Here is an 11,784-nt window from a genome sequence, read left to right on the forward strand (position 1 = left end):
TCTCCCGGCGCGGCAGGCCGCTCTGGTTGCATGGTGCGCCATGAACGCCATAGTCACGAGCCTGATCGCGGTCCTCGGCACTCTGCTGGGCTCGACGGTGACGCACGTCTTCCAGCAGCGCTCCGCCCAGCGCTCGGAGCGCAGCAGCCGCGAGGAGCGGCTGCGGCAGGAGCGGCTGGACGCCTGCGGCAGGTACGCCGGGCTGCTGGTCGAGTTCCGGCAGGCGATGCTGCACCACTGGTTCTGCCTGCACGAGGGCGAGGACGAGGAGGACGAGATCGCCATCCGCCGGCGCACCTTCGAGCTGCGTTCCGCCACCCAGCACGCGCTCTTCCGCCTCCACCTGGTGGTCGGCGAGCCCGAGCTGGTCACCACCGCGACGGAGGCCTTCACGGTGATCGGGAAGATGGACCGGGCCCCCGACCGCCGGGACATCGTCGCCCGGCGGGACGCCACCCGGGACCTGGTCGACGCCTTCGTCGCCACCGCCCGCCGACACGTCTGAGGGCGCGTCCGGCGGCAGGTCCGGCGATGCCGCGCCCGGGTCCTGAGCTGACGTCGGCCGCCCGGTCCGATCGCCTACCATGACCGCATGGCGACCCTGCTGGCGTTCCACGCCCACCCCGACGACGAGGCGCTGCTGACCGGCGGCACGCTGGCCCGTGCCGCCGCCGAGGGGCACCGGGTGGTGATCGTGGTGGCCACCGCCGGGATGGACACCGTGGCGGAGGGCGAGGAGCCGCCCCGGCTGGCCGAACTGCGGGCCAGCGCGGCGGTGCTCGGCGTCGGCCGGGTGGTGCACCTGGGGTACGCGGACAGCGGGCACGGGGCCGAGCTCTACCCGGACCCGCCGGGCGCCACCCGGTTCGTCCGGGCGGACACCGCGGAGGCGGCCGGGCGGCTGGCCGCGCTGATCACCGAGGAGCGGGCCGACCTGCTGCTCGGCTACGACGCCAACGGCGGCTACGGGCACCGGGACCACCGCAAGGCGCACCAGGTGGCCCGGCGGGCGGCCGCCCAGGTGCCGGGGGTGCGGCTGCTGGAGGCGACCCTGCCGCGGGAGCGGGTCAGGCTGCTGGTGCGGACGGCCCGGGCACTGCGGGTCCCGGTGCGCTACGACCGCGAGGAGCTTGCCCGCGCCTACAGCCCGCGCGCCGCGATCACCCACCGGATCGACGTGCGCGCCTACGCCCGCCAGAAGCAGGCGGCGCTCGCCGCGCACCGCTCGCAGCTGTCGGGCAGCGGCCGCTCGGCCGGCCTCTTCCAGCTGCTCACCCGGCTGCCGGCCCCGGTCTTCGCGGCGCTGCTCGGCCGGGAGTGGTACGTGGAGATCCCGGCCGCCGACCTGGCCTGAGACCGGGTCAGATCCGCCCCACCACCTTGCGCGGCGTCACCCGGACCACCACGCGCGGGGCGTCGTCGGCGGAGCCGGGGTTGAAGTCGGCGTAGTGCTTGCCGGTGTACTTGACGGAGAGCGCGTCGATCAGCTCCTGGCCGCCCTCGGTGGTGAGGGTGGCGGTGCCGCGGACCTCGGCGTAGGTGTACGGCGCGTTGGCCGGGTTGACCATCACGGTGATCCGCGGGTCGCGGCGCAGGTTGAGCTCCTTGCGGCGGCCGATGGTGGTGGAGATCAGCAGGTCGTCGCCGTCCCGGGTGATCCAGACGACGGAGAGCTGCGGGCTGCCGTCGGGCTGGATGGTGGCCACGGTGGCGAAGACCGGGGTGGTGTCGATGAGCTGCTTCAGGGCGTCGGAGAGCTGGGCGGACACGGGTGGGGTCCCTTCGGTCACGGCGTCAGCAGCCCGCGGGCGCCGGGGCGGAGCCGGGGGGACGGACTGCCACGGGCCCAGTCTGCCGCACCGGGCGCGGAGGGGCGGGGACTTCGGGGGCCGGGCGAGGGTGGTTTGTTTTTGTTTGGCAGCACCGTCGCTTCCCGCCTCGCCGACCACGGCGACCAGCCCGTCATCCTGGACAGCCTGGTCACCGGGCGCCGCGGGTTCGCCGACGGCCGCAGGGCCACCGGGTGATCGACCTCGGCAGCGGCACCGGTACCCCGGTGCGCGAACTGGTCGGCGCCTTCGAGGCGGTGACCGGCCGTCCGCTGCCCAGCGTGGAGGCCCCCGCCCGCCCGGGCGACGCCGCGCACCGGGCGAGCGTGCTCGGCGCGGGCTGAGCGGCCGTCAGCCCTTGGCCGGCCAGCGGCTCTCCACCTTGCCGAGCCGCCAGTAGGCCAGCGCGCCCGCCCAGACCACCACGAAGAGGCCGACGATCACGAAGCCCACGTTGTTCAGGTCGATCCCGGAGATCCAGCCGGTGACCGGATCCGCCAGGTCCAGCTGCTCGTGCAGCACCCCGACCAGCTCGATGGTGCCGATCAGGAAGGCGACGGCTATCGACAGCCCGGTGATGGTGAGGTTGTAGTAGACCTTGCGGACCGGGTTGGCGAAGGCCCAGTGGTAGGCGAAGTTCATGAAGGTGCCGTCGAGGGTGTCGAAGAGGCTCATGCCGGAGGCGAAGAGCAGCGGCAGGCAGAGGATCGCGTACCAGGGCAGGCCGGCCGCCGCGCCGGAGCCGGCCATCACCATCAGCGAGACCTCGGTGGCGGTGTCGAAGCCGATGCCGAAGAGCAGGCCGACCAGGTACATCTGGCCGGGGCGGGTGATCGACTTGGTCAGCCGGCCCAGGATCCGGTTCATGAAGCCCCGGCCGTCCAGGTGCTTCTCCAGCTCGTGCTCGTCGAACTGCCCGGCCCGCATCGCCCGGAAGACCCGGTAGATGCCGGTCAGCGCGACCAGGTTGAGCGCGGCGATCAGGTAGAGGAAGCCGCCGGAGACGCTGGTGCTGACCACCCCGAGCACTCGGTGGGTGCCCGAGTTGTCGTCGGTCAGGGTGCCGACCACCTTGGCGCCCGCGGCGACCAGGGTGGCCAGCACCACCACGATGCTGGAGTGGCCCAGCGCGAACCAGAAGCCGACCGAGACCGGCCGCTTGCCGTCGGCCATCAGCTTGCGGGTGGTGTTGTCGATCGCCGCGATGTGGTCCGCGTCGAAGGCGTGCCGCATGCCGAGGGTGTAGGCGGTGATGCCCAGACCCAGGCCGAAGACCTGGGTGCCGGCCGAGTAGTGGTGCGGGACGACCAGGGCGAGCAGGATGCCGAAGGCCGCCACGTGCATTCCGGCGATCACCGCCATCAGGCCGCCGGTGCGGATCCAGTCCCGGCGCTCCCAGCGCAGGGAGTCGGACGGGGACGGGCGGACAACGGTTTCGGGCACGGCCATACCAGGCAGCCTCTCCAACACCTCGTGGACAGTTCACTCGCGGTGCCGTGGCCGGTCTCCTGGCTGACGGGGTGCCCGCCCGCCCCGGCTCGAGGCGTGCGGACGCTCCCGCACCCGGCCTTCCCGGACGCTGCGCGTCCAGTGACCACCCGTCGGCGGACCGGCGGGAACGGTGCGGGGACTACCCGATCACAGTGGCGAGGGCCGCTCCGGACTCCTGTGCGCGAGCACAGTGCACCGGTCTTCCCGAACACCACGGCAAGAGCCACCGTAAAGGTGACATGCGGTCACCGACAAGCCCGCCACCTGGGGGCGGTCCGCCACGCCCGGGTCAGGGGAGCAGGGCGTGCACGCCCATCAGGGCGGCGACGGTGAGCGGGGCCACGGCGAAGACGCGCTGCAGGGTGCGTCCGCCGAACCGGTCGGCCGGCCGCCTGCCGTCCCCGGCGCCGAGGATCGCGGCGGCGGGCGCGGGCGGCGGATGACGCCTTTGGATACCGGTGGGGGTATCGTGGGTGACATCCGGCATATACCCCCACCGGTATCAGGAGATCACCGCATGTACTCGCCCGGTACTACCTGGACTGCCTCTGCCGTGCCCGCCCGGTTCACCGTGGACGCGCTCGCCTCGCTGCTCGGGCGGGCGGACGCGCCGCTGGTGCCCGACGCGCGCACCGGCGGCGAGCGGGCCGACGGGGCGAGGTGCTGAAGGAGGAGGGCCCCGGCTCCTCCTGCCGGGCGGCCGGGCGTTGGACTTTCGCCTGCCCGAGAACATACCCCCCTCGGTATCGAATCAGGAGTTCCACCGTGACCACCCTCGCCCCCCACCCCGCGTCCGCGCAGGGCCAGGCCCGCCCCGGGCCGCTCGGCCGCCTGGGCCTGTGGGCCGTGCACCACACCAAGACCGTGCTGATCGGCTGGCTGCTGATCGTGGTCGGCCTCGGCGCCTTCGCGCCCGAGGTCACCACCGCGCTCTCCGGCGCCGGCTGGCAGGCCAACGGCTCCGACTCGGTCAAGGTCCGCCAGCTCGCGGAGCAGCACTTCGCCGGGAACGCCTCCTCGGCGCTGCAGATCGTGATCGCCGCCGACCGGCCGATCACCGACCAGCCCGTGCAGCAGGTGATCGGCGAAGCCGGCCGGCTGGCCGCCGCCGACTCCCGGATCTCGGGCGTCCTCGCGCCGCAGCCCGGCGCCACCATCAGCCAGGACGGCCGCACCGCCGTGCTGCTGGCCGGAGCCAAGGCCAGCCCGGACGAGATGGTGCGCGCCGCCGACGACCTCAAGGGGCCGCTGCAGGCGCTCTCCGGCCACGGCATCGAGGTGCACGCCACGGGGGCCTCGGTGCTCTGGAGCGACTTCAACACCGCCAACCACGACGCCATGATGAAGTCCGAGTTCATGTCCTGGCCGGTCACCCTCGGCATCCTGGTGCTGGCCTTCGGCTCGCTGGTCGCCGCCGGCCTGCCGCTGCTGCTCACCATGGCCGGGCTGGCCGCCTCGGCCGGCTCGCTGGTGCTGATCAGCCACCTCTTCCCGGTCTCGGTCTGGGCGATGAACTTCGCCATGATGTTCGCCCTGGCGCTCGGCATCGACTACGCGCTCTTCCTGGTGGTCAGGTTCCGCAGCGCCCGGATGGGGCACGGGAAGTCGACCGCGCAGGCCGTCGCCGAGACCATGGACACCGCGGGCAAGGCGGTGCTGCTCTCCGGCGGGACCGTGCTGGTCAGCCTCTCCGCCGTGCTGCTGGTGCCGTCCCCCGCCTTCCGCTCCATGGCCGGCGGGATCATGCTCGCCGTGCTCTTCGTGCTCGGCGCCACCCTGACCCTGCTGCCCGCCGTGCTCGGCAGGCTGGGCCGCCGGATCGACAAGCTCTCGCTGCCCTGGGCGAAGAAGAGCGAGCACCACTCGCCGCGGTTCGCCGCCTGGGGTGAGCGGCTCTGGCGCAGGCCGGTGCGGTACGGGGCGCTGGCCCTGGTCGCGCTGCTCGCGCTGGCCGCGCCGGTGATCGGGCTGCGCACCGCGATGCCCTCGATCGCCGTGCTGCCCGGCGAGGCCAGCGCCCGGGCCGGCTACACCGCCGTCCAGCAGTCCTTCGGCGCCGGCGCTCCCGGTACCCTGCAGATCCTCGCCCCGGCCGGGCAGGCCGCCGAGGCCGCCGCCGAGGTGGCGGCCACCCCCGGCATCGCCGGTGTGCTGCCCGCCCAGCCGGCCGCCGACGGCACCGGCTGGGCGATGATCCAGGCCGTGCCGACCGTCGACCCCTCCGACCCGCAGCTCGGCCACACCGTGCACACCCTGCGCGCGGAGCTGCCGCGCGGCTCGCTGGTCGGCGGCGCCGCGGTGGAGAACCTGGACCTGCAGCACGTGCTGACCGAGAAGACCCCGCTGGTGATCGGCGTGGTGATGGCCCTCGGGTTCCTCCTGCTGCTGGTCGCGCTGCAGGCCCCGCTGATCTCCGCGCTCGGCACGGTCGCCAGCCTGCTCTCCACCGGCGCCGCCTTCGGCACCGCCCGGCTGGTCTTCCAGGACGGCCACGGCGCCAGGCTGCTCGGCTTCCACCCCCAGGGCTTCCTGGACGGCTGGGCACCGGTCTTCTTCTTCGCGATGATCTTCGCGATCGCGATGGACTACACCGTCTTCCTGCTCGCCTCGGCCAAGGAGCACTACGAGCGCACCGGCGACCCGCGCAAGGCGATGGTCGGCGCGCTGGCCAACTCCGGCCGGGTGGTCTTCGCGGCGGCCGCGGTGATGGTGGCGGTCTTCCTCACCTTCGCGATCTCCGGCCCGCTGCCGCCCAAGGAGATGGGCATCGTGCTGGGCGTCGCGGTGCTGCTGGACGCCGCGCTGATCCGGCTGGTGCTGCTGCCGGTGATGCTGCGACTGACCGGGCACGCCGCCTGGCACACCCCGGCCTGGCTGCGGAAGGTCCTGCCGACGATCACCTTCTCCCACGGCTGAGCACGGCCGAGCATCGGTGAGCACGGCCGAGCATCGGTGAGCAGGGTCGAGCATCGCCGAGCACGGCCGAGGCAGAACTGACGTGACGTCAAGAGGCCCGGCCCACCCGCCCCGCACGGCTGGCCAAGCGTGCGGGGCGGGCTCGTCGGCACTCGTGCAGGACTGCCGACGACCCGTTATGGCATATGCCAGAACAATATGTCGAATCGTCACCACGGCAGGCCGGGAGAGGGGTACCTTGTCCGCTCGAAGAGGTTACCGGGCGAGGCGGTGACCCGTGGCGCTGTCGCGCGCCGTCCACCGGAAGGATGTGCGGTGTCGGGCATTGACGACCTACTTGTCGAGGTCATGTCAGCTCCGGGGGCCCTGGGGGCGGCCCTGGTGGACTGGACCAGCGGGCTCGCGGTCGGCACCGCCGGCCTCGGGCCGTCCGGCGACCACGACACCGCGGCCTTCGAAGTCGCCGAGCTGGCACGGGTGGTGATGCTGCGAAGGTCATTCACCGATCCGGTCGGCACGGACACCGCCACCCAGGACGTGATCGTCACCACCCCCGGCTGCTACCACCTGATCGCCTTCCTGCCCGCCCCACTCGACGCCAGCCTGCTGCTCCACCTGCGGCTCGACCGCCGCACCGCCAACCTCGCCCTGGCCCGACACCAACTCGCCGCGCTCACCGGGAAGCTGGGCGCCGCATGAGCACCCGCACCGAAGCCCTGCCGCGCCGGCACGCCAAATCCCGCCGCGGCAGCGCCTTCGAGAGCGCACTCGGCGAACTCGCCGCCCAGCGCGCCACCGGCGCCCTGCACGGCACGGCCGGCACCGCCTGGCTCGCCGACGGCGCCGTGGTCGGCGTCCACAGCCCCTACACCGCCGACGCCCCGCCGCCCTGCGCCGAGCGGGAACTGGCCTGGCACGGAATGCTGCTGGACGCCGCCTACTTCGCCTTCGGCCAGGACTGCGGCTCGCTCGGCTTCCACCCCGGACCGCCGCCCGAGGACGGCGGGCTGCGCGCCCTGCCCTTCGAACGGCTCGGCCAGGCGATCCGCTGCCGCCGCGCGCTGCTCGACCAGGTCTGCCCGCACCCCGAACTGGACACCGCGGCGGTGGCCACCGCCCCGACCGGGTCCGCACTGCCCGCCCCGGCCCGCCGCCTCGCCGAGCTGCTGGCGGCCGTGGACGGCGCCCTGACGCCCCATCAACTCGCTTGCCGCCTGCGCCGCTCCACCTTCGGCGTGCTGCTAGACGTCCGGCTGCTCGCAGCGGCCGGCCTGCTCCACCTGCCGCCCGGCGCCGGGGAGGCCGCTGTGCGCAGTGCCCTCGACCCGGCAGATCCGGAGGTGGCCCTGCTGCTCCGGATCCGATCCGCACTGGAGGCCCGCCTGTGAGGCCCACGCCCGCCGCCGACCCCAGCGGTGGTCCGTCATGAAACGAGTCCTGCGCTCACTCTCCGGAAGGAAACCCCCCGTGCCGCCCCCCAGCAGCGAGTTGGCCGCCGTGCCCGACATCCTCGGCGAGCTCATGGAACTGCGCTCCAGAATCCCGCAGTTGACCGGCGGCCTGGTGGCCACCGTGGACGGGCTGGTGGTGGCGCACGACACCGACGGCGTCGAACCCGACGGGGTGGCGGCGCTCACCGCCGCCGCCCTCGGCGTCGGTGCCCGGCTCGCCGAGGCCACCGGCCAGGGCACCTTCCTGGAGCTGCTGACCCGTGGCGAGCACGGCTACATCGCCACCTACGCGGCCGGCGCCTCCACCGTGCTCACCCTGTTCGCCGGACCGGAGGTCAACGTCGGCCTGCTGCAGTTCGAGGCCCGCCGCTCCGGCCCGCGGATCGCCCAGTTCACCGACGCCGCGCTGCGCCGCAGCGCCGGCGCCTGACCCGCCCCATCACCCACACCCGGAAGGACGTTCCATGAGCTCCACCGAACTCGCGCTGAAGGACATCACGAGCAGCATCGAGGGGGTGATCGGCGTCGCCCTGGTCGACTACAACAGCGGTATGGCGCTCGGCACCCTCGGCGGCGGCGCCGACCTCGACCTCAACGTCGCGGCGGCCGCCAACACCGACGTGGTCCGGGCCAAGGTGCGCGCGATCGAGCTGCTGAACCTCAAGTCGGCGATCGACGACATCCTGATCACCCTCACCGACCAGTACCACCTGATCCGCCCGCTCACCTCCCGCGGCGGCAAGGGCCTCTTCCTCTACCTGGCCCTCGACCGCAACCGCGCCAACCTGGCGATGGCCCGCCACCAGCTGCGCCGGATCGAGGCCGACCTGGAGGTCTGACCCGCACCGCGCGGAACCGGGCACGCCGGAGCCGGCCGTCTCACCGAGGCGGCCGGCTCCGGCGCGCGGTCAGACGACGGTGGCCTTCTCGATCACCACCGCGTCCTTCGGGACGTCCTGGTGGCCGCCGGCCGAGGAGGTGGGCACGGCCTTGATCCGGTCCACCACCTCCTGGCCGGCGCTGACCCTGCCGAAGACGGTGTAGCCCCAGCCGGAGGGGTTGGGGGCGGTGTGGTCCAGGAACCCGTTGTCCGCGACGTTGATGAAGAACTGGGCGGTGGCCGAGTGCGGGTCGCTGGTGCGGGCCATCGCCACCGTGTAGGCGGTGTTGCGCAGGCCGTTGTTCGCCTCGTTCTGCACCGGGGCTCCGGTGGGCTTCTGCCGCATCTCGGGGGTGAAGCCGCCGCCCTGGATCATGAAGCCGTTGATCACCCGGTGGAAGACCGTGCCGTCGTAGTGGCCGTCGCGCACGTAGGCCAGGAAGTTCTCGACGGTCTGCGGCGCCTTCAGGTCGTCCAGGTCGAGGGTGATGTCGCCGAAGTTGGTGTTCAGCAGGACCGAGGTCACTGGTGCTCCTTGGTGGGTCGATGGAACAGGCCCAGCTTGCCACGGATCGGGAGACGCGGACGGCCCACCCGCCGGGGCGGGTGGGCCGTGTCGTCCGGGCCGGTGAAGGCCGCTCGGAGCCGGTCGCGGGACCGCTCAGAGCCGGTCGCGCGGCGGGAAGGCGGGACGGCCGGTGAGCAGGCGCTGGGTCAGGAAGCCGACGCAGACGATCAGCGCGCCGGCCACCGCGTCGGCCTCGTAGTGGTTCCCGGTGCAGATGATCACCGTGAAGGTGGCGAACGGGAAGAGCACCCCGAGCGCGCGCATGATCCGGCTCTTGGCCAGCCGGAACATCACCACGCCGCACCAGGTGGACCAGGCGATGTGGATCGAGGGCATCGCGGCGTACTGGTTGGAGACGCTGGAGACCGAGCTGGACGCCCAGGAGCCCCAGGTGTGGTGCTGCACCACGGTGTCGATGAAGCCCTCGGAGGCGAGGAAGCGCGGCGGCGCCAGCGCGAAGCAGTAGAAGCCGACCAGCGCCGAGGCCGAGGCCACGCAGAGCGCGGTGCGGGCGGCCCGGTACTCCTCCGGGCGGCGCACGTAGAGCCAGAGCAGTACGCCGACCAGCCCGACCATGTAGAGCGTGGCGTAGTAGTAGTTCATCCCGACGATCAGCCAGGTGATCTTGTTGACCGCGTGATTGGCCGTCAGCTCGAAGCTCAGGTGCAGCTCCCGCTCCAGGCGCAGCACGTCGGCGGCCCGGCGCAGCGCTGCGTCCCGGTGGGTCGGCACCGCGTTGCGGGTCGCGTTGTAGAGCATCCAGCCCGCGCCGATCAGCAGCAGCTCGGCCCACCAGGCGGGCCGGCCGACCCGCTGCCAGGCCGCCGGGATCAGCCCGCGCCGGCCGGACCGGCCGGCCTGGTCGGCCGCGCCGGCGGCTGGTCGTTGGGTGGGTGTCAGCGTCATGGGCAGGTCCTGGGGTCGGGCGGTCGGTGGCGGGATCGCATGGTGCGCTGGCCGGAGCAGAGGAACAATCTACAGCGTGTAGAAGTTCGGCCCCGGGTCGGTGGGGAGCGGCGGTGCCCCGGTCCGGTCAGCCGTGCCGGGCGGTGGGGTGGCGCTGGACGTAGACCTGGCCCGCGGTGTGGAACAGGTCGTGGGTGGAGCCGGCCGCGATGCCGAGGCTCGCCCAGCAGGCCGCCGCCAGCAGCAGGACGGCGGCCAGCGGCGCCCGCCGGACGGCCGGCGCCGGACCGAGCAGCGCCCGGATCCGGCGCGGCACCGGCCCCCCGGTGGCCGGCAGCAGCGGCTGCGGGCGCCCGCGCGGCGGCCCGGCGGCCGGCGGCTCGGCTCCCGGCCCGGCGGCCTTGCGGGCCAGCGCGGCCCGGCCGAGCGCCCGGGCCATCGCGGTCCGGTCCCCGACCTCGCGCGCGCCCTCCTCGTCCGCCCACCGCTCCACCGCGTACCCGCCCTCGTGGGCGAGCGGGCGCAGCAACGGGCAGACGGCGGCCGAGAACTGCATCAGCAGCAGGTAGAGGTGGTGCCGGTGGCGCAGGTGGGCGCGCTCGTGGGCGAGCAGCGCGGCCAGCTCGGTGCCGGAGACGGTCCGCAGCATCCCGGTGGAGACCACCACCCGCCCCGGCGTCCCGGGCAGTCCCGGCAGCGCGAACGCCTCCGGCACCCGGTCCGCCACCACCGTCAGGTCCCCGCCGGAGCGCGGCAGCGCCCGGCAGCGGCGCCAGGCCCGCAGCAGCACCCGGCCGCGCCGCCAGCCGAGCAGCACCGCCGGCCCCAGCCCGCCGGCCAGCGCCAGCCCGCAGAGCGCCGAGAGCAGCAGGCCGAACGGCTCCTGGGAGTGCAGGTACCAGACCGACCACGGCCCGGCCTTCGCCACCGCGCGCAGCTGCCCGAGGCCGGTGAAGGCGAGCAGACAGAGCCCGCCCAGCCAGGAGGTGGCCGCCACCAGGGCGCTCGCAGCCAGCAGCCGGGCGGCCGCGGCCGGCGGCATCGACCGGGCCGTCCGCGGCGCGGCCAGCGCCAGCGCGCCGCTCACCACCAGGGGTGCCAGGAAGCTAGGGCCCACGGAGTCAGCGGCCCTCTCGCTCGGGAGGTGTCGGCGCGGGGTGGCCGGCCAGCAGGCGCTGCACCAGTTCCTCGTCCTCGTCGGTCAGGTCCGAGACGAACCGGGCCAGCACCGCCTCGCGGTCCGAGCCCCGGCCCAGCAGCGAGTGCATCTGGCGTGCCGTGTGCTCGGCCTCGTCCCGCACCGGGGCGTACGCGTAGGAGCGGCCGATCCGCTCGCGGCGCAGCATGCCCTTCTCGTGCAGCCGGGACATGATGGTGACGACGGTGGTGTGGGCGAGCCGCCCGGGCAGGCGCTCGTTGACCTGAGCGGCCGTCAGCGGCCCCGGGGCGGACCAGAGCACTGCCAGGACGCTGCCCTCCAGCTCCCCGGCCGCCCGGCGCCCGCTCGGGCGCTGCCGCTCCGCCATCTCCCCGCCTTCTTCCCGTTCGCCCGCCGAGACCGGCCGTACACCGGCGGGCACAGCCGACAGTATGACCCGCGCCCGGCCGGTCGGGGCGGGCGGGTCCGGCACCCCGCGAGCGATCCTGGTCGGGAAGCCGGACTCCGTTCGAGCACCCGTAGAGATTAGCGCCGGGCGGGCGGCCGGTCAGCCGACCATGGAATCCGGGCGATCATCACCACCG

16 protein-coding genes and 1 riboswitch are annotated in these 11,784 nt (G+C 73.7%); of the genes, 9 read left to right on the forward strand and 7 right to left on the reverse strand.

Annotated elements, in window-relative coordinates; translation table 11 throughout:
- Positions 1 to 40 precede the first annotated feature (40 nt).
- Complete coding sequence (locus ACFYNO_RS17355) at positions 41 to 505, forward strand: hypothetical protein (RefSeq protein WP_388012125.1); 465 nt, start codon at positions 41 to 43, stop codon at positions 503 to 505.
- An 87-nt stretch (positions 506 to 592) separates the two neighbouring features.
- Complete coding sequence (locus ACFYNO_RS17360) at positions 593 to 1,354, forward strand: PIG-L deacetylase family protein (RefSeq protein WP_388012127.1); 762 nt, start codon at positions 593 to 595, stop codon at positions 1,352 to 1,354.
- A 7-nt stretch (positions 1,355 to 1,361) separates the two neighbouring features.
- On the opposite strand, the gene ACFYNO_RS17365 is transcribed toward ACFYNO_RS17360, so the two are convergent.
- Positions 1,362 to 1,769, reverse strand: a complete 408-nt coding sequence (locus tag ACFYNO_RS17365) for a PPOX class F420-dependent oxidoreductase (RefSeq protein WP_388012129.1) — start codon at positions 1,767 to 1,769, stop codon at positions 1,362 to 1,364.
- A 254-nt stretch (positions 1,770 to 2,023) separates the two neighbouring features.
- On the opposite strand from ACFYNO_RS17365, the gene ACFYNO_RS17370 reads away from it, so the two are divergent.
- Entirely contained in the window at positions 2,024 to 2,173 is a 150-nt protein-coding gene (locus tag ACFYNO_RS17370) for a hypothetical protein (RefSeq protein ID WP_388012131.1), read from the forward strand.
- Positions 2,174 to 2,180: 7 nt separating this feature from the next.
- Here ACFYNO_RS17370 and ACFYNO_RS17375 read toward each other — a convergent pair whose 3' ends face one another.
- Complete coding sequence (locus ACFYNO_RS17375; protein ID WP_388012133.1) at positions 2,181 to 3,278, reverse strand: HoxN/HupN/NixA family nickel/cobalt transporter; 1,098 nt, start codon at positions 3,276 to 3,278, stop codon at positions 2,181 to 2,183.
- Between the two features lie 31 nt (positions 3,279 to 3,309).
- Positions 3,310 to 3,566: riboswitch (cobalamin riboswitch) on the reverse strand.
- A gap of 43 nt (positions 3,567 to 3,609) precedes the next feature.
- Positions 3,610 to 3,807, reverse strand: coding sequence for a hypothetical protein (locus ACFYNO_RS17380; RefSeq protein ID WP_388012136.1), 198 nt, complete (start codon positions 3,805 to 3,807; stop codon positions 3,610 to 3,612).
- Positions 3,808 to 3,837: 30 nt separating this feature from the next.
- Here ACFYNO_RS17380 and ACFYNO_RS17385 point away from each other — a divergent pair, with 30 nt between their 5' ends.
- The 6 genes from ACFYNO_RS17385 to ACFYNO_RS17410 all read left to right on the forward strand — a co-directional run bounded on the left by ACFYNO_RS17385 (position 3,838) and on the right by ACFYNO_RS17410 (position 8,526).
- Positions 3,838 to 3,987 (forward strand): hypothetical protein, encoded by a 150-nt coding sequence (locus tag ACFYNO_RS17385; protein ID WP_388012139.1) that lies wholly within the window; start codon positions 3,838 to 3,840, stop codon positions 3,985 to 3,987.
- Between the two features lie 98 nt (positions 3,988 to 4,085).
- Entirely contained in the window at positions 4,086 to 6,236 is a 2,151-nt protein-coding gene (locus ACFYNO_RS17390; RefSeq protein WP_388012142.1) for an MMPL family transporter, read from the forward strand.
- Positions 6,237 to 6,584: 348 nt separating this feature from the next.
- Positions 6,585 to 6,935: a hypothetical protein gene (locus ACFYNO_RS17395; protein ID WP_388012145.1), complete on the forward strand. Its 351-nt coding sequence runs from the start codon at positions 6,585 to 6,587 to the stop codon at positions 6,933 to 6,935.
- The gene (locus tag ACFYNO_RS17400; RefSeq protein ID WP_388012148.1) at positions 6,932 to 7,624 is read left to right on the forward strand and encodes a transcriptional regulator; all 693 of its coding nucleotides are present in this window, start codon (positions 6,932 to 6,934) and stop codon (positions 7,622 to 7,624) included. Before ACFYNO_RS17395 ends, ACFYNO_RS17400 begins: the two co-directional genes overlap by 4 nt.
- 79 nt (positions 7,625 to 7,703) lie before the next feature.
- The gene (locus ACFYNO_RS17405) at positions 7,704 to 8,117 is read left to right on the forward strand and encodes a roadblock/LC7 domain-containing protein (protein WP_388012151.1); all 414 of its coding nucleotides are present in this window, start codon (positions 7,704 to 7,706) and stop codon (positions 8,115 to 8,117) included.
- Positions 8,118 to 8,151: 34 nt separating this feature from the next.
- Positions 8,152 to 8,526 (forward strand): hypothetical protein, encoded by a 375-nt coding sequence (locus ACFYNO_RS17410; protein WP_388012154.1) that lies wholly within the window; start codon positions 8,152 to 8,154, stop codon positions 8,524 to 8,526.
- Positions 8,527 to 8,595: 69 nt separating this feature from the next.
- Here the strand turns inward: ACFYNO_RS17410 and ACFYNO_RS17415 are convergent, their stop codons facing one another.
- The 4 genes from ACFYNO_RS17415 to ACFYNO_RS17430 all read right to left on the reverse strand — a co-directional run bounded on the left by ACFYNO_RS17415 (position 8,596) and on the right by ACFYNO_RS17430 (position 11,567).
- Entirely contained in the window at positions 8,596 to 9,093 is a 498-nt protein-coding gene (locus ACFYNO_RS17415) for a peptidylprolyl isomerase (RefSeq protein WP_388012157.1), read from the reverse strand.
- 135 nt (positions 9,094 to 9,228) lie between these two features.
- Entirely contained in the window at positions 9,229 to 10,041 is an 813-nt protein-coding gene (locus ACFYNO_RS17420) for a phosphatase PAP2 family protein (RefSeq protein WP_388012160.1), read from the reverse strand.
- Positions 10,042 to 10,168: 127 nt separating this feature from the next.
- Positions 10,169 to 11,158, reverse strand: coding sequence for a M56 family metallopeptidase (locus ACFYNO_RS17425; RefSeq protein WP_388012163.1), 990 nt, complete (start codon positions 11,156 to 11,158; stop codon positions 10,169 to 10,171).
- Between the two features lie 4 nt (positions 11,159 to 11,162).
- Positions 11,163 to 11,567, reverse strand: a complete 405-nt coding sequence (locus ACFYNO_RS17430; RefSeq protein ID WP_388012166.1) for a BlaI/MecI/CopY family transcriptional regulator — start codon at positions 11,565 to 11,567, stop codon at positions 11,163 to 11,165.
- Positions 11,568 to 11,784 lie beyond the last annotated feature (217 nt).

The sequence above is a fragment of the Kitasatospora sp. NPDC006697 genome, from assembly GCF_042869935.1.
In the GTDB taxonomy this organism is placed as follows: Bacteria; Actinomycetota; Actinomycetes; order Streptomycetales; family Streptomycetaceae; genus Kitasatospora.

Coding starts and splice junctions, on each gene's coding strand:
- ACFYNO_RS17400 (WP_388012148.1), top strand. CDS start 6,932: ATGAGCACCCGCACCGAAGCCCTGCCGCGCCGGCACGCCAAATCCCGC.
- ACFYNO_RS17395 (WP_388012145.1), top strand. CDS start 6,585: ATGTCAGCTCCGGGGGCCCTGGGGGCGGCCCTGGTGGACTGGACCAGC.
- ACFYNO_RS17385 (WP_388012139.1), top strand. CDS start 3,838: ATGTACTCGCCCGGTACTACCTGGACTGCCTCTGCCGTGCCCGCCCGG.
- ACFYNO_RS17355 (WP_388012125.1), top strand. CDS start 41: ATGAACGCCATAGTCACGAGCCTGATCGCGGTCCTCGGCACTCTGCTG.
- ACFYNO_RS17420 (WP_388012160.1), bottom strand. CDS start 10,041: ATGACGCTGACACCCACCCAACGACCAGCCGCCGGCGCGGCCGACCAG.
- ACFYNO_RS17375 (WP_388012133.1), bottom strand. CDS start 3,278: ATGGCCGTGCCCGAAACCGTTGTCCGCCCGTCCCCGTCCGACTCCCTG.
- ACFYNO_RS17360 (WP_388012127.1), top strand. CDS start 593: ATGGCGACCCTGCTGGCGTTCCACGCCCACCCCGACGACGAGGCGCTG.
- ACFYNO_RS17380 (WP_388012136.1), bottom strand. CDS start 3,807: ATGCCGGATGTCACCCACGATACCCCCACCGGTATCCAAAGGCGTCAT.
- ACFYNO_RS17430 (WP_388012166.1), bottom strand. CDS start 11,567: ATGGCGGAGCGGCAGCGCCCGAGCGGGCGCCGGGCGGCCGGGGAGCTG.
- ACFYNO_RS17410 (WP_388012154.1), top strand. CDS start 8,152: ATGAGCTCCACCGAACTCGCGCTGAAGGACATCACGAGCAGCATCGAG.